Raw genomic sequence first — 14,850 nt, forward strand, 5'->3', positions numbered from 1 at the left:
AGTCATGCCCGTGCACCTGCGCATCCCCTACGCTCGGACTACTCGAGAACACTCACCGTCGGATCGAAGAAAACTCGCCCCTTCCCCTTCTCGTTGCGGTGATGGGAGTATGTGAGCTCGCGGACAAAGCCCTTCGAAATGCGCACCCCCGGTGCGGGCGGTTACAGCTCCCTGCCGACCGATCAACCAAGTCACCGAGTTCGTCGATAATCGACATCAAGCTGCTGTTTTGCTCGAGGCTTCGGAGCTCAAACCGCTAGCCGCTCTGATGCTCGCGCGATTGAGCGACGAGTGCGGCCCATCCCGGTGTAGTCAACATCGTCCCGGGCTTCGATCACAGCGCGGAAGCCGCTCGGGCACGGCACACCGTGCCGACAAGATCGCGCTGATCGGCGCGGTCGAGACCGGCCACTTCATCGGCCATGCCGCCGTCGACACGATGAAACGCGTGAGCCTGGAACTCGGAGGAAATCGCCGACTTTCGTGCTGGCCGACGCCGACGTCGCTAACCAGGGAGTGTGCCACGCACCCTTAACCAATATGGGCTGGCGAGGTGTGGACTACGGAGTCCCGAGCAATTCGTGCACGCGGACCTCTGCAATCAGGTGCTCGCAAGGATCGTCGGACGCATCGACGCGCTCGAGGTCGACACCGGCTTTGCATCGGGAATCGATATGGGCCACTGATCAGCGCAGCACACCGCGACAAGGTCGATGGACTCGTTCAGCGGGCCATTGCCGATGGCGCACTGGTGCATTCAGCTTCCAAAAGTGTTGCCTCGGAGACTTTCTTCTATCCTCCCACGGTCGTAGTCGACGCATCACGCACATCGGAGATCTCGACGCAGGAAGTCTTCGGACCGGTCCTCGTCGATCATCGATACACCGACGACGACATCGCGGCCTTGGCGAACGACTCCGGGTTCGGCTTGGCTGCAGGGATTTTCGGTCGAGACCTCGGGTGATCATGCGACTGACAGATGCGCGCGATGCAGGAAGCGTGGGGAGTGCCGATCCAAAACGCCTGAAACCAGAAGTGCCTCAAGTTCCGTTGACGACCGCTCCCAGCTATGGATTCTGCTGCTTGTTCGAAGGAGAGATCGTCCTGTAAACCGCTCGTGTGAGGTTGCTGGTTTCCGGGAGAATCCGACGAGTCCACGGGCTCGGGCTGGCAATCTTTCGGTATTCCGGAGTTTCAAGGACCTGAGGATCGTCCAGGACATAAAGCGCAAGGTATCGCGGACTTCCCTCAACGGCCTGAAATCGTGCGCCCCATTGAAATCCAGGGCATGCCATACGCTCCGGAAAGTGTTCTTCCCAGTACCACTTGTTGAACTCCTCTTCGCACTCCGGAGCGACATCCATCGAGGCGAGCAGCAGCCCGGAACCTTGCAGGGAGTACGTTCGATGCGCGCTGGACAAATCTGTCATTAGCTTTCCATTCCAATCTGCCTTGAATTATCAGGCTCGCGCCAACGGTTTTGAAGCAGCGCAGCAATTTCGTCTGCGTGATCAAGCAGCAATTGATGGGTACCGCCGGCGATGACAACCGGCGGGCGCTTCGAGCCGGAAACCCGAGCGAGTTCAGCGACCACAGCGGGAGGTGTCGAGACATCGTCTTCTCCTGCGATACACAGGGTGTCGATTGCCGTTGGAATGGGCCCCGGTGTCGCGAACGATTCCATCGCGGCCCAGCTAGCGGCCCAACTCTCGGGGTTCATCTCGCGTAGAACCTGAGCGGCGTACTCCACTGAGGCGCTGGGACCAGCGAGTGCATGTCCCGAAAACCACCTGGCCAAGGTTTCATCGACTACTGCCGCCATACCGGACCGTCTCGCGGAATTCCCTCGAACTCCGATACCAGGCACTGCGGTTGGTGGACCGGCGATGAGGGTGACACTCGACCACATCTCCGGGTGGGTGGCTGTGGCGATGCGCGCGACTACTGATCCCATCGACGTCCCGACAAGGTGTACGCGTTCTCCTCGAAGCTGTCGGGCGAGTTCGACGACGTCGGCGGCCATCCGGCCGAGGTCGATAGTGTGTACCGGCGCATCGGATGCCCCGTGCCCTCGGAGGTCCGGTGCAAATGTCTCGAACTCGCCTGTTTCGGCTAGCCCCAATCCCAGCGGGCCAAAGGATCTGCCGTCCAGTCCCAGTGAGTGCAACCCGATTACCTTTGATGCAGCGTCACCGGTGCCGTAGCGATGGACGAGGGTGCATGCGCTGCCCAAGTCCATCGCTTGGCTTGTAGTGCTCACCATCATCTGGCGTGTGTTGTCGGGTTCGATGCTTCCGCCTTAACGGATTTCCATTTGCTTGCCCGAGTGAGCGCAAAGGTACAGGCGAACGCAACGACGGAGACTACGACGATGTAGCCGGTTATTGCCCAGGTCGAGCCAGTCGTGTTCATCAGGAGTTGCGCGACGAAGGGGGCCGTGCCGCCGATGATGGTGGTCGGGAGAGCTTGAGTCAGTGCGACCCCGGTGTAGCGGGCCAGCGGCGGGAACTGATCGGAGAACACGCCTGCTTGAGGTGCCTGTATCGGGGCGTGAGCAAGTGCGAGGTACAGAGTGAATGCAATTCCGACGATCACCACCGAACCTTGATCGAGCAGTGTGAAAAAGAAAGTAGAGATCACCACTGCCGCGGTGATACCGGTCAGCAGTACCGCTCGGGGGCCGAATTTGTCGGCAAACCACCCTGCACCTCCGATGCACGCTGTGTAGATGACCGAAGCGATCATCAGCGCATTGAGAACGGATGTGCGCGGGAGTCCACCGTCGTTGACGGCGTAACTGAGCCCGAACGTCGAGATAGTGTAGTAGACAACGTTGCCCGCAGCGGCAACTCCTGTGCCGAGCGCAATCGGTCGCCAATGGTTGCGTAGGATCGATCCGAGCGAAGGCTTTGTGGTTGCAACGGATTTGGCCTTGACGAACTCAGCGCTGTCTGTTATCTGCCGCCTGATCCAGTACGTCAAACCGAACAACACAATGCTGAAGAGGAAAGGTAGTCGCCAGCCCCACGTCAGGAAGTTGTCACCGGAGATACTCGAGCTGATGCTGGTGGCCAAAGTCGCCAGGACGATACCGAAGGCACCCATCTGCACGATGCTGCCCATCATGTAGCGGCGCCCAGGCTTGGCGTGTTCGACCAGAGTCAGTGCTGCACCGGCCCACTCTCCACCGAGCGCTAGTCCCTGCAGCATCCGGAAGATCACCAGGAGAAGTGGAGCGAAGACGCCGATCTGTTCGTAGGTCGGGAGTACGCCGATGCCAAGGCTTGCGGCAGCCATGAGCGACAGCGAAAAAACGAGCGTTCGCTGTCGCCCTATGCGGTCACCGAGCCGACCCAGCAGGATGCTTCCGAGTGGCCTGGCCAGGAATCCGACCGCCAGGGTCGCGAAGGACGCAAGCAATCCGGCCCCGGACGAGTATGTGGGAAAAAATACTTCGTTGAAGACCAAGGCGGCCATCGTGCTGTAGAGCAGGAAGTCGTATAGCTCGATGGTGCTGGCGGCGAAGCCTGCGAGAGCCGCGCGGCGCTGCATGCTCGTGGAATTGGGTGTGACTGTGTCATTCATGTCGCGCTTCCGGGTAGGGAGAATTTTACTTCTCGGTCGGGGCTAGGAAATCGACATCGTCGAGTGACAGCGCGAGAGACACCAGCGCACCGACATAACTGTACTGCCGCATCCCCATGCACACGCCAGTAGCCGTGGGCGTGAAAACTGATTCGGCGCGCCCGAAGATGGGTCCCCGCGATGACGTCGCGCTGCCTTCGGCGTTGGCGAAATGGACCTCTACGTACGGCCTCTGCGTCTCCAGCAGAGCGTGCCGGGTCGCCGACCCATGGATTGTCAGGCCAGCGGGGTTGATGACGTAAGCGTCGGTGTGTGCAGCCGATCCGTGGATGTACTCGAGGATCGCCCCCTCGTAGTTCGAGGAGAAGATTTCGAGTTCCACGCCGAGTGTTTCCGCCCAACCGGCAACGAATTTGTGCAGCGATTCGAGCGACTCGATGGGGCCGTACATGCGTTTGCTCCGTGCACCGAGGTTGGACATGTTGGGCCCATCGATCAGGGCAATGCGATGGCGGCGGGCCGCCACCGGACGCAGAAGCGAGGTTGCTGGTTCTGTGCTGTTCACGATGTTCCTTTGTTTGAGGGTTCTGTGATGCCCCGCTATGCAAAAGCTTCCGATAGGTCGATCAAGTGTCGACACTAAGTAGATCTTGACAGCTTCACCTGCGGGCTGCTTGCTGCATCACTGCCGCGATAAATGGAGAGGTGAGTCACACATCTACCTGCGATGAGGACAGTTATACCTGATAGATTCGCCGAAGTGAAGCCCTCCATTAGCGGCTCACTCAATCGAGACACGTGTCGATGGCGATCCGACAATGCGGCAAAGTGTCGACACAATTAGGCTTCCGGGGCTAACATCGGATCACCGTCCCCTGGGTATCTCAGCCCACATTCGTAGGAGCATTCGTAGTGACAAGCACCCGATCAGCGGCCCCGTCCCAACCCTTCTCGGATACACATTGGGTCGGCCGGCTGCCCGCGGCTTCTTCCCCCGATGGACCTCGACTCGCCGGTGTCCAGTGCGTCCGGTGCCGTACGCGGTTCTACCCACCCCGACCTGTCTGCACAGAGTGCCTCTCGGAGGAGATGGAACCTCACCTTGTGGGACCACTCGGCACTCTGTACTCCTGGACCACCGTTCACGTTTCGACGTCTCGCCAGGTCCCGTACACGATCGGTTATGTCGATTTTCCGGGTGACCTGCGGGTACTCGGCGAGATCGGAGGGGAAATAGACAGCTTGTCCATGGATGCGACCGTGACGCTGCGCGCGGATGCGGACGGCACCTGGTCCTTCAGCCCGATCGCTACAGGAGACTTCCGATGAACAGCGTCCATGTAGTCGGCGCCGGAATGATTGCCTTCGGCCGACACAAGGAGTCGACGTACTCGGGACTGGCAGTCCCGGCAGTCCTGGCGGCATTGAAGTCGTCAGGTATCGACCGTAAAGAGATCGATTCGGTGTTCTGCGCAAGTAGCTTCGCCGGATTGCTACCGGGACAGCGCGTGACGAGAGACCTTGGCATAGCGGGGATTCCTGTCGTCAATGTCGAGAACGCGTGCTCCGGTGGCGCAACGGCGCTTCACCTTGCCCACGCTGCCGTCGCCCAGGGCAAGAGCCGCATCGCTCTTGTCGTCGGCGTAGAGAAGTTGACTCAGTTCGGCGGCGGTGCCATACCGCTGTCCAGCGAAGATGTCGAGGCTCGGGCTGGACTCGTGATGCCTGCCGTGTACGCAATGCGCGCACGGCGGTACATGCACGAACGCGGCGCCAGCGAACAGGACCTGGCCGAGGTCGCTGTCAAGGCCCGTCGACACGGAGCATTGAATCCGTACGCTCGGTTCCAGTCCGAGACGACAGTTGACGAGGTTCTCACTTCGCGACCCATTGCAGACCCGCTGACGTTGCTCCAGTGCTGCCCAACTTGCGACGGTGCCGCCGCAGTCCTGGTGGTGTCCGACGATGTTCGTCGAACTCTTTCCCAGGCAGCCATTCGGATCATGTCCTCGGTGCTCCACTCGGGAAGTCTGGCGCTCGGCTATCGGGACATGCTGCGACCCGAAATAACCATGCACAGTGCGCGCGATGCGTACGCAGACGCAGGGCTGACCGCCACTGACCTCGACGTAGTCGAACTCCACGATGCGTTCACCGTCGCGGAACTCGTCTACTACGAAGCCCTGGGTTTGTGCGAAACGGGAGAAGCCGTCGAAATGCTCCGATCGGGTGCCACATCGCTCGGTGGCGAGGTCGCTGTCAACCCAGGGGGTGGCCTGCTCTCTCGCGGTCACCCGGTAGGGGCCTCTGGCGTCGCGCAGGTCGCGGAAGTCTTCTGGCAGCTCACCGATCAAGCAGGTGAACGTCAGGTCGCCAACGCCCGTCACGCAATGACCCACGTCACCGGAGGCGGACTGTCGTGGCTGGACCACGGATCATGCTGTATTCACATTTTCGAAGGCGAGGCATAGAGATGTCAGAGGAGAACCACGACGCACGCCCCACCGGTCCGCTTTCCAAAATCATTGTGCTCGATCTGACGACATTTTTGTCAGGCCCGTCAGCGACGCAACTGCTCGGCGACCTCGGCGCGGATGTGATCAAGCTCGAACCGCTCTGTGGAGACATGACACGGACCATCCCGCCGTACAGCGTCGGCCCGGACAGTGCGTACTACCTCGCCAACAACCGCAACAAGCGATGCATCGCAGTCGATCTCAAGCGAGAAGCAGGCCATAGGATCCTGACATCGTTACTCGACCAGGTCGACGTGGTGGTCGAGAACTTCCGGCCTGGTGTCCTCGAGCGCCTTGGCTTGGACGTCGACGCAATCCAGGCCGAGCGCCCCGCTCTCATCTGGGTGTCGATCAGCGGGTTCGGTCAGGACGGGCCGATGTCGCGCCTTCCTGCATACGACATGATCGTCCAGGCACAATCCGGAGTGATGAGTCTGACCGGCGAACCGGGTGGCCCTCCAGTACGACTGGGAATCCCCGCCGGCGACGTCGTAGCCGGCCTCTACTCAGTGATCGGACTGCTGGCAGCGCTGATAGCGCGCAAAGAATCCGGTCGCGGACGTTGGGTCGACGCAGCAATGCTCGACGGCCAACTCGCGATGCTGTCGTACCAAGCTGTATACAGCATGGTCGGAAACATGACACCCGGACCGCAGGGCAGTAGGCATGATTCGATTCCTACCTATCGAACGTTCACCGGTTCCGACAGCCGCGAATTTGCAGTCACCGCAAACACCGAACGAATGTGGCACGCATTGTGCGAGGCGATAGGTGTGCCCGATCTTCCCCTCGACGAACGGTTCCACTCCCCAGCCCGTCGTTTGGCCAACCGAGAAGCCCTGTGGGAGATAGTCGAACCACGGTTTCTGTCCACAACAGCAGCAGAGTGGGTGTCGATCCTCAACGCCAAGGGAGTCCCGGCAGGTCTGATCAAGACCGTGCCCGAGGCCCTGGCTGATGCCCGAGATGCCGACCGAGGGATGGTGCGACGGATGACCCACGCCGATGGCCGCACGGTCGAAGTGCTCGGCAGCCCCGTCATGTTCCGCAACGAAGACCCTCCAGAATTTCGCTACCCTCCAGCGCTCGGCGAACATTCCGAGCAGGTCCTGACAGAGCTGCTCGGATACGCCCCTGAGGAGATACGACTTCTCACCGAAGCCGGAGTCGTCGTGTCTCCGAACGCGGCGACCGATGAAGCACAGTTCGCCGAGGCGGGGAACCCGTGAATCAGGTGGGTACCATCCTCGACATGGAGCCTCCATCGCCAACATCCGACCCGCCACCGCGCGAGCCTGGATTCGAGCTTCCACCCGGGCTGCTTCAACGGTTTCTCGACAACGGTGAACGCCGCGATTCGTTGGTTCTCGTCATCGCGGAATGGGTCGCGAAGGAGATAATCACGGGGTCACTCCTACCCGGCGCCGACCTCAACTCCGTCGACTTGGCGGCACGCTTCTCCACCAGCCGCACGCCAGTTCGCGAAGCCCTCAATCTGCTCGACCGAGAGGGCCTCATCGAATTGACTGCCCGACGTAGACCACGGGTCGCGACACTCGATGCGGGACAGATCGAATCCGCCTACCACCTGCTCAGCAACCTGTTCGGAATGGTCGCCGAGGAGGTCGCATCGAAATCCGACGGAACAGACCTCAGCCCTCTCGACGTTCAAATGCAGCGTATGCAGGTTGCGTACCGCACGAACGACGTCGATTCGTACTTCTGGGCGAACGTCGACTTCCACGACACATGCGGAGAGATCGCCGACAATTCGATGCTCAAACGGACCGTCGACTCGCTCGGACTTCGTGTCCTACGCTTCAGACACCGCACTCTAACCGTCCCCGGACAGTTGAAACCCTCGGTCGACGATCATGCGCGACTGCTCCGCGCGTTTCGCGAGCGGGATATCGAACTCGCTGGTGCACTGAGCCGATCACTCGTGCGGCACTCGTTGCGCACACTCCAAGGCACCATCGGACGTGAATAGCACTGGCCGACTTCGGGCCGCGGTCGTCGCACATGTCACTGTTATCGAGACTGCGACCGCCCCAATCAGGCTGCGGTCGGGTCATTCGGCCGCCTCAACATCCTAAGCATCAAAGGCGGTCCTTTCACGATGGGTTGTGTGGTGCCGCGTGATGATGAATTCATTTCCGTGATCACTTCAACCTAGGTCGAAGTATCTTATCGGTAGAGCGCAGGAGGGTGCACCGACGACTTGGACGAGATGACCGCCGCAATTGCGAAATGACCGGTTACCGAGTTACACCTCGAGGTGGTGGACTGCGCCGTGCAGTCACACGATGGCACGCGAAGGCGTACGTGTTTGATCGCGCAGATTGAGACTCGCTTGTCGAGAAAGTTTAGGGTGACCCGACCAGAATAAAAAAGTAAACGGGGACGAAGACTTACGCAATGCAACGACCGAGCCGGTCTCTAGGTGCTCACACTTCCTCGAAGGTGGAGCCGCACCCGAGTGAGTAGTCCACGGAATGCTGGACCGGTACCTGGGTTCAGCATTCCGTGAATATCAGATCAGGGCGGATCATTGTTTTCGTAAGGACTACGCTAGGATAGATCATCGGCTATAGCCTTGCTGTACACTCCTGTAGTCTACCGATGCACCAGCCCTTGGCTCAGCTCAGTGATACTACGACCTTGCTGGACTTACTTGCATTACCAGCCAGCTCGATAGCGTATGCAACATCTTTAAACGGGATTACGTCGCCGACAATTCGTGCATACTTTTCGGTATTTTTCGCGATGTCTCGGGCAACCGTGAACATTTCTCCGGACGGATGCCCCATCGAATGGACGATAGTTAATTCCGATGGAATGAGCATTTGAAAATCTACCGGTACGGACTCGTGGTAGATCGCAACGATGCCAAAAACCGCCCCTAATTTGGGACCCGCGAACACGGTCTGAGCAACAGCCGGCACGCCAGCCGCGTCGATGTAGATGTCCGTGTCAGGCAGTCCAGGGCGACCGAAAGCGTCGGAGCCGGTCCCGTGAAGGTCTACGAGACGACTTCGAACATCGTGCCGACTCGAATCGATTGTTGCGTCTGCTCCCAGTTCCATAGCCACCTCGAGCCTGGTTGGTTGAACGTCAGCGACAACGACATGCGAAACACCGTAATGCTTGAGAGCCAGCAATGCACCTAGTCCGACAGGCCCCGCACCGAACACTATCGCTTTGTGCTCTGGCCGCGGATTAGTCTTGTCGACGACGCGTCGAGCGACAGCGAGCGGTTCAGCCAATGCAGCGACGTGCCATGGCACATGCTTAGGAACTACCGAAAAATTCTTACCTTCTTTTGCTCCGCGGACAACAATTACCTCACTCAGCGCTCCCTGCGGACCACCTCCACCAATAATTGCGTCACGCACACCTGTCGGGTCGATGACGACATGATCACCTACTTCGACTGTGGTCACTTCGGCGCCCACCTCGATTACCTCACCTGCAGGTTCGTGGCCCAATGCCGTCTGCTCGGCACCGGCGACAACACTCCCCTGCTTCAGGGTATGCGGATCAGCCCCACAGATGCCACAAGCCATGACCCTGACCAAAAGATCATCTGGGCCTGCCTGAGGCTCGGATACTTGCAGAACTTCGAGCTTTCCCGGCCCGGTGACGAATACACTCTTCAACGCAAAACTCCATTCCGACTGATTCGAGAAACGGGGTGCTGGATCGCATCTTGCCTCGGTACCGACGCAACATCCGTATCCGTACGTCACTGTACAGTTAGTTGAGTTTTGGCGCGGCCGGATGTTCGAAGCAGGAAGTTTGCACCAACTAGGCTGGCCGATCGAGTGCAATCCTGTCGGCCTCGGCTAGGGCGCTGATCCACCGCTGCCGACGCGCTGCAATTTCTCGATAGCCGCCTGGGGGCAAGCTCAGTCGGTCTGCCCGAAATATCGTCGTACCAAGACCATTCAAACCACCGGATCCACTACCCTTCTGCTGTGTACACAGCAGAACCCGCACACGACTGGTCCGATAGCGGCGTGTTGACACTCACCGGGCGACAGGATGGCTTCCCCGTAATGCCACCCGGTAACGCCGCTTCGATTGCCCGCCAGCTCTCGTCGTACCTCAAGGCTGTCACCGATTCAACTGCGCACCCAATACACGTCGACGGCGGTGCTTTGCTAGCCGAACGGGCTGCATTCACTCGATGGACTCGCCAAGGACGACGCTCAGTAGGTGGACACACCCGGTTGATTCGAGCGTCGGACGGGTGGACCGTTCTGTCCTGTGCTCGTCCGGACGATCACGCGCTTCTCGGGGCGATGATCGGCGTCGATATGGGTGACCGTGATCCTTGGACACCTGTCGAGGCATGGGCAGCCGATCATACATCTGCGGAATTGGATACTCGTGTCGAGTTGCTCGGTCTGGCCGGAGGGGTCGTGCACGATGCGGAGCCAACGCCGAGCGTCGTTCCCAACTTGGAAGCCAGGGTCAGGTCCGTCGTAGGTGCGGTGCTGGTCGATTTCAGTGCACTGTGGGCGGGACCTCTATGTGCTCATCTGCTCGGCTTGGCGGGTGCACGAGTAATCAAGGTCGAAACTCCGCAGCGACCAGACGGTGCGCGTGGCGGAAATCAACAGTTCTACGACCTGCTTCATGCCGGACACGAGTCGGTTGTACTCGACCCTTCCGTACCTTCTGATCGCGGAGCCCTGCTCGAATTGGTAGAGCGCGCGGACATCATTGTCGAAGCGTCTCGCCCTCGGGCCCTGCAGCGTTTCGGTCTCCACGCAGCAGAATTCGTCGACAAAGGGGCGATCTGGGTTTCGATCACCGCACGGGGCCGGTCCATCGATCGAATCGGGTTCGGCGACGACATCGCAGCGTCGAGCGGTCTCGTCGCCCGAGACCAAAACGGCGACCCATTGTTCGTGGGTGACGCCATCGCAGATCCACTCACGGGGCTAACGGCTGCCGCGGCGGTATTCTCCACTGCGCCCGGCCACGGTCGGTTGATCGACCTTTCGATGAGCGACGTCGTTCGTTCGACTCTGGGACCCGTGGCTCACTCCGAGGCGTCGACGCCCCGCCCGCCTCGACACAGGATCTCGGCAGTTTGCGCTCCGGCAAGTGGGGCCGACACAACATCCGTCCTCAGTGATTTCGGGATACAATGAACGCCTCGGTTTGGATCGTCCGCGATGCCGAGGTCGACGGCGTAGCGAACACCGACATTCGAATCGACAATGGCAGGATCGCCGAGGTCGGACACGGACTGCCGTCCAAAGGAATGCCCGTCGTCGACGCGGACGGTTGCGCCGTGATTCCGGGCCTGACGGACCACCACATACACCTACACGCGATGGCTGCGGCGGAAAAGTCGGTGCAGTGTGGACCGCCAGACGTCAGCGATTTCGACGACCTCGCGCAAGCTCTTGCGTCCGCGCCCGTTGATCGAGATGGATGGATACGCGGTATTGGTTACGCAGAAAGTGTAGCCGGAGCGCTCGATCGATTCGCTCTCGACAAGATGCAACCAAACCGCAAAGTACGAATTCAGCATCGGAGCGGTGCACTTTGGATGATGAACACTCTCGCCGCCGAGAACATCGATCTCGCCGGTTCGACCCTCATCGGAGTCGAGCGAGATTCCGAAGGCGCGGCGAACGGGCGTCTGTGGCGGGCAGACGGTTGGCTGCGCGAGCGGCTACCGCACGCGCAGCCTCCCAACCTGCGTGAAGTAGGACGTACGTTGAGCCTGTTCGGGATCACTTCCGTCACAGACGCCACCCCCGATTTAAGCATGCAAACAGTCGAAAGCCTCAGCAAGGCAGTGGATTCGAGAGAAATTCCACAGCGCGTGCATATCCTCGGAGCTCCCCTCGGGTTCGTCGACGGCGATGCGAAGGGCCTGGTGAAGGCCGGCCCGTACAAGATCGTACTGGGCGACTCCGACCTCCCCGACTACGACCAACTGGTCGACAGGATCGAAACCGTTCACCGAGCGGGCAGACCCGTTGCCGTCCACTGCGTTTCGGCTGCAGCTCTCGTCCTGCTGCTCGCCGCGCTCGAACACGCGGGCCCCCTCACCGGCGACCGGATAGAGCACGCCTCGATCGTTCCGGTCGACTGCGTCCCGACACTCCGACGGATGGGCGTGCGCATCGTCACGCAGCCGGGCTTCATTGCAGACAGGGGCGACCGCTACCTGCGAGAGGTCGACGGACGCGATCACGCCGATTTGTACCGCTGCAATTCCCTCCTACAGGCAGCAGTCCCGGTCGCATTGTCCAGCGACGCACCTTACGGACCTCTGGACCCGTGGGCAGTGATCGTTGCCGCAATGCGACGGCGGACCCAGTCCGGCTCGATCCTCGGACCGTCCGAGCGAGTTTCCGCCGCCGCTGCGCTCGATGCGTACCTCGGACCGGCACACGACCCGGGCGGGCACCCCAGTCGCCTGACAGTGGGGCGACCCGCCGACTTCGTCGTACTGTCGGCCCCCATCGAAGAAATACTTGCCTCACCTGGAGCGGATGCTGTGCGCGAGACTTACGTCGGCGGGATTCGGGCCTGACGTACCGCACGCGAACGCAGTGCATGGGATCGGGCTCTCGTTCGGTGTTTACTGGCTTCGTGATTTTCCAAGACAGTTATCCGTACAGTGATGTAACTTTAGCGGCATGACACCTCAACGCGAGTAGTCCAAGGCACGAACCGAGACCGAATGCGCTGCGCCGATCCTCAGTTGGACGCGTCGCGCACACCAAAGGCCGACTGCCACAACCGGCCGGTGAAGGCAGTACGCCTGCCTTCACCTCGACAGGCTGCCCTCGCACGTCACTACCCAGAGCCAATGCGCAAATACACTCGCCGAGACAGGCACGACTAGTTGCACCTGGCTTGCGTTCGTGAGCAGGCCAGCGCGGCCGACGCCGCGGACAGCACTGGCCGTTAGTCGCGGAGGGACCTTGAGCAGATCGCCCTACGCGAAGATCGTCACAACGATTCCAAAAACATTCCTGCGCAGCAGGTTCAATAGCCCCGGGGCACGGCCGGAAGTATACCGAGCACCGTCGATGCACCTGAGGAATTTCGCAAGTTGAACGACAATTCAATCAATTATTCTTCTTGCCATATCGACTGAGTCTGTGTAATTTCTAGTGATCTACACCTCACTGAACGCAATTTCTGCTTCGGCTAAACACGTACTCGTCCGTCTCGATTGGATGTACACCGTCGCCATCGGAATCCGATGGCGCCAACCATCAGGAGTTCCATGACCATCCCAGAACACCTCATGCTCATCGACGGTGAACTAGTCCAAGCGTCGGAGGGGCGGGTTTTCGAGAACATCAACCCCGCGACCGAGGATGTCATCGGTACTGCACCCGATGCGTCCGCTGCGGACATCGAGAGAGCGATTCTGGCTGCGCGACGTGCCTTCGACACGACATCGTGGTCCACGGATCACGCATTCCGTCGCCAATGCCTGATTCAGTTACAGCAAGGGCTGGAAAAGAATCGCGAAACGCTTCGCCCGATGATCATTGCCGAGACCGGTGCGCCGGTGATGACCACTCATCAGATTCAACTCGACGATTGCATCCGGTTCATCGGACACTATGTCGACCTCCTCGAGACCTACGGGTTCGAGCGAGCTCTTCCCGACAAGATCGACGAACCCGCGCCGACGACGCGATACGTCCGCCGGGAGGCCGCAGGGGTGGTTGCTGCAATCACACCGTGGAACGTTCCGCTCTACCTCAACATTGCAAAGATCGCAGGAGCGCTGGCCGCAGGGTGCACGGTGATTCTCAAGCCCGCTCCTGACACTCCTTACAGCGCACTGGTACTCGGCGAAATCGCGGCCGCTCACACCGACATCCCCCCGGGCGTTTTCAACGTGGTCACACCGTTGCGCAGTGAGGATGCCGCGGTCTTGACTTCACATCCCGCAGTCGACGCAATCACGTTCACCGGGTCGACTGCTACGGGCCGTCGCGTGATGGCCTCGGCATCGCCAACCCTCAAGCGCCTCACACTCGAACTCGGCGGAAAGTCACCGGCCATCATCCTGGACGACGCTGACTTGGGTGAGGCAATACCAATGCTCGCCGGCAGTATCTGCTACCACGCGGGCCAAGGTTGCACGACCCTCACCCGAATCCTGGTGCCACACAGCCGCTTGGGCGAAGCGACCGACATGGCAGTGGCAATCATGAGCCAGATTCCCTGGGGCGACCCGAACGACCCTGCCAACATGATGGGGCCTGTTGCGAACGCGAACCAGAAGGCGTCGATCCTGCGGTACTACGACATCGCACAGAACACCGGCCGGGTAGTACTCGGCGGCAAGCCGACGTCTCGTTTCGATCGAGGGTACTGGGTCGAACCCACCCTGCTCACCGATGTCGACCCCATGTCCCCCGTTCCACAGGAGGAGGTCTTCGGCCCGTTGTTGACAATGATCGGTTTCGACGACGACGACGACGCAATCGCCATCGCCGACAACACTATCTACGGCCTTTCGGCGATGGTGTACAGCTCCGATCTCGACCGTGCACTCCGAGTGGGAAACCGTCTGCGAAGCGGGACGGTCGGAATCAACGGAGCTCAATGGTTCGACACGAATTCGCCCTTCGGCGGCTACAAGCAAAGCGGACTCGGCCGCGAATGGGGTACCGACGGTCTGGAGGACTTTCTCGAGGTGAAGACGATCGCACACCCGAAAGTTCGAAGCTAGCACTTCTCCGTAACTCCA

At 60.2% G+C, this 14,850-nt stretch carries 14 protein-coding genes and 1 pseudogene; 11 read left to right on the forward strand and 4 right to left on the reverse strand.

Annotation, left to right across the window (positions count from 1 at the left end; all coding sequences use genetic code 11):
* Positions 1-151: 151 nt before the first annotated feature.
* From CHB96_RS30410 to CHB96_RS22275, 3 genes are read left to right on the forward strand one after another with little or no spacing between them, the layout of a single operon-like run.
* Positions 152-535 carry an aldehyde dehydrogenase family protein gene (locus CHB96_RS30410; RefSeq protein ID WP_371829041.1) on the forward strand — a complete coding sequence of 128 codons (384 nt, stop codon included), beginning with the start codon at positions 152-154 and terminating at the stop codon, positions 533-535.
* Entirely contained in the window at positions 519-686 is a 168-nt protein-coding gene (locus CHB96_RS30205) for a hypothetical protein (RefSeq protein ID WP_245866059.1), read from the forward strand. Before CHB96_RS30410 ends, CHB96_RS30205 begins: the two co-directional genes overlap by 17 nt.
* Positions 686-964: an aldehyde dehydrogenase family protein gene (locus CHB96_RS22275; protein WP_245866057.1), complete on the forward strand. Its 279-nt coding sequence runs from the start codon at positions 686-688 to the stop codon at positions 962-964. Before CHB96_RS30205 ends, CHB96_RS22275 begins: the two co-directional genes overlap by 1 nt.
* Positions 965-1,429: 465 nt before the next feature.
* Here the strand turns inward: CHB96_RS22275 and CHB96_RS30415 are convergent, their stop codons facing one another.
* From CHB96_RS30415 to CHB96_RS22290, 3 genes are read right to left on the reverse strand one after another with little or no spacing between them, the layout of a single operon-like run.
* Complete coding sequence (locus CHB96_RS30415; RefSeq protein WP_089250384.1) at positions 1,430-2,266, reverse strand: alpha/beta fold hydrolase; 837 nt, start codon at positions 2,264-2,266, stop codon at positions 1,430-1,432.
* Positions 2,263-3,585 (reverse strand): MFS transporter, encoded by a 1,323-nt coding sequence (locus CHB96_RS22285; RefSeq protein WP_245866022.1) that lies wholly within the window; start codon positions 3,583-3,585, stop codon positions 2,263-2,265. The genes CHB96_RS30415 and CHB96_RS22285 overlap by 4 nt, the downstream gene beginning before the upstream one ends.
* A gap of 25 nt (positions 3,586-3,610) precedes the next feature.
* Positions 3,611-4,150 (reverse strand): type II 3-dehydroquinate dehydratase, encoded by a 540-nt coding sequence (locus CHB96_RS22290; protein ID WP_217899976.1) that lies wholly within the window; start codon positions 4,148-4,150, stop codon positions 3,611-3,613.
* A gap of 347 nt (positions 4,151-4,497) precedes the next feature.
* Between CHB96_RS22290 and CHB96_RS30420 the strand changes: the two are divergent.
* The 5 genes and pseudogenes from CHB96_RS30420 to CHB96_RS22310 all read left to right on the forward strand — a co-directional run.
* A pseudogene (locus tag CHB96_RS30420) lies at positions 4,498-4,668 on the forward strand (zinc ribbon domain-containing protein); the annotation flags it as partial.
* A 6-nt stretch (positions 4,669-4,674) separates the two neighbouring features.
* Positions 4,675-4,914, forward strand: coding sequence for a Zn-ribbon domain-containing OB-fold protein (locus CHB96_RS30210; protein ID WP_245866024.1), 240 nt, complete (start codon positions 4,675-4,677; stop codon positions 4,912-4,914).
* Positions 4,911-6,056, forward strand: a complete 1,146-nt coding sequence (locus tag CHB96_RS22300; protein ID WP_089250390.1) for a thiolase family protein — start codon at positions 4,911-4,913, stop codon at positions 6,054-6,056. The genes CHB96_RS30210 and CHB96_RS22300 overlap by 4 nt, the downstream gene beginning before the upstream one ends.
* Positions 6,057-6,058: 2 nt before the next feature.
* Positions 6,059-7,330 (forward strand): CaiB/BaiF CoA transferase family protein, encoded by a 1,272-nt coding sequence (locus CHB96_RS22305; RefSeq protein ID WP_089250392.1) that lies wholly within the window; start codon positions 6,059-6,061, stop codon positions 7,328-7,330.
* 23 nt (positions 7,331-7,353) lie between these two features.
* The gene (locus CHB96_RS22310) at positions 7,354-8,091 is read left to right on the forward strand and encodes a GntR family transcriptional regulator (protein ID WP_141136535.1); all 738 of its coding nucleotides are present in this window, start codon (positions 7,354-7,356) and stop codon (positions 8,089-8,091) included.
* Positions 8,092-8,740: 649 nt separating this feature from the next.
* Here the strand turns inward: CHB96_RS22310 and CHB96_RS22315 are convergent.
* On the reverse strand, positions 8,741-9,760 hold the full coding sequence (locus CHB96_RS22315) for a zinc-dependent alcohol dehydrogenase (protein WP_089250396.1): 1,020 nt from the start codon (positions 9,758-9,760) through the stop codon (positions 8,741-8,743).
* A gap of 399 nt (positions 9,761-10,159) precedes the next feature.
* On the opposite strand from CHB96_RS22315, the gene CHB96_RS22320 reads away from it, so the two are divergent.
* From CHB96_RS22320 to CHB96_RS22330, 3 genes are all read left to right on the forward strand, one after another.
* Complete coding sequence (locus tag CHB96_RS22320; protein ID WP_089250398.1) at positions 10,160-11,263, forward strand: CoA transferase; 1,104 nt, start codon at positions 10,160-10,162, stop codon at positions 11,261-11,263.
* Positions 11,260-12,663, forward strand: coding sequence for an amidohydrolase family protein (locus CHB96_RS22325; protein ID WP_089250400.1), 1,404 nt, complete (start codon positions 11,260-11,262; stop codon positions 12,661-12,663). Before CHB96_RS22320 ends, CHB96_RS22325 begins: the two co-directional genes overlap by 4 nt.
* A 702-nt stretch (positions 12,664-13,365) precedes the next feature.
* Positions 13,366-14,832 carry an aldehyde dehydrogenase family protein gene (locus CHB96_RS22330; RefSeq protein WP_089250402.1) on the forward strand — a complete coding sequence of 489 codons (1,467 nt, stop codon included), beginning with the start codon at positions 13,366-13,368 and terminating at the stop codon, positions 14,830-14,832.
* The last annotated feature ends 18 nt before the right edge of the window (positions 14,833-14,850 follow it).

It is taken from the genome of Rhodococcoides kyotonense (assembly GCF_900188125.1).
Lineage (GTDB): Bacteria > Actinomycetota > Actinomycetes > Mycobacteriales > Mycobacteriaceae > Rhodococcoides > Rhodococcoides kyotonense.

Bases quoted from the DNA above. Each gene is read 5' to 3' on its own strand.
- CHB96_RS30415 (WP_089250384.1), bottom strand. From the start codon at position 2,266: ATGATGGTGAGCACTACAAGCCAAGCGATGGACTTGGGCAGCGCATGC.
- CHB96_RS22285 (WP_245866022.1), bottom strand. From the start codon at position 3,585: ATGAATGACACAGTCACACCCAATTCCACGAGCATGCAGCGCCGCGCG.
- CHB96_RS30210 (WP_245866024.1), top strand. From the start codon at position 4,675: ATGGAACCTCACCTTGTGGGACCACTCGGCACTCTGTACTCCTGGACC.
- CHB96_RS22300 (WP_089250390.1), top strand. From the start codon at position 4,911: ATGAACAGCGTCCATGTAGTCGGCGCCGGAATGATTGCCTTCGGCCGA.
- CHB96_RS22305 (WP_089250392.1), top strand. From the start codon at position 6,059: ATGTCAGAGGAGAACCACGACGCACGCCCCACCGGTCCGCTTTCCAAA.
- CHB96_RS22310 (WP_141136535.1), top strand. From the start codon at position 7,354: ATGGAGCCTCCATCGCCAACATCCGACCCGCCACCGCGCGAGCCTGGA.
- CHB96_RS22320 (WP_089250398.1), top strand. From the start codon at position 10,160: ATGCCACCCGGTAACGCCGCTTCGATTGCCCGCCAGCTCTCGTCGTAC.
- CHB96_RS22325 (WP_089250400.1), top strand. From the start codon at position 11,260: ATGAACGCCTCGGTTTGGATCGTCCGCGATGCCGAGGTCGACGGCGTA.
- CHB96_RS22330 (WP_089250402.1), top strand. From the start codon at position 13,366: ATGACCATCCCAGAACACCTCATGCTCATCGACGGTGAACTAGTCCAA.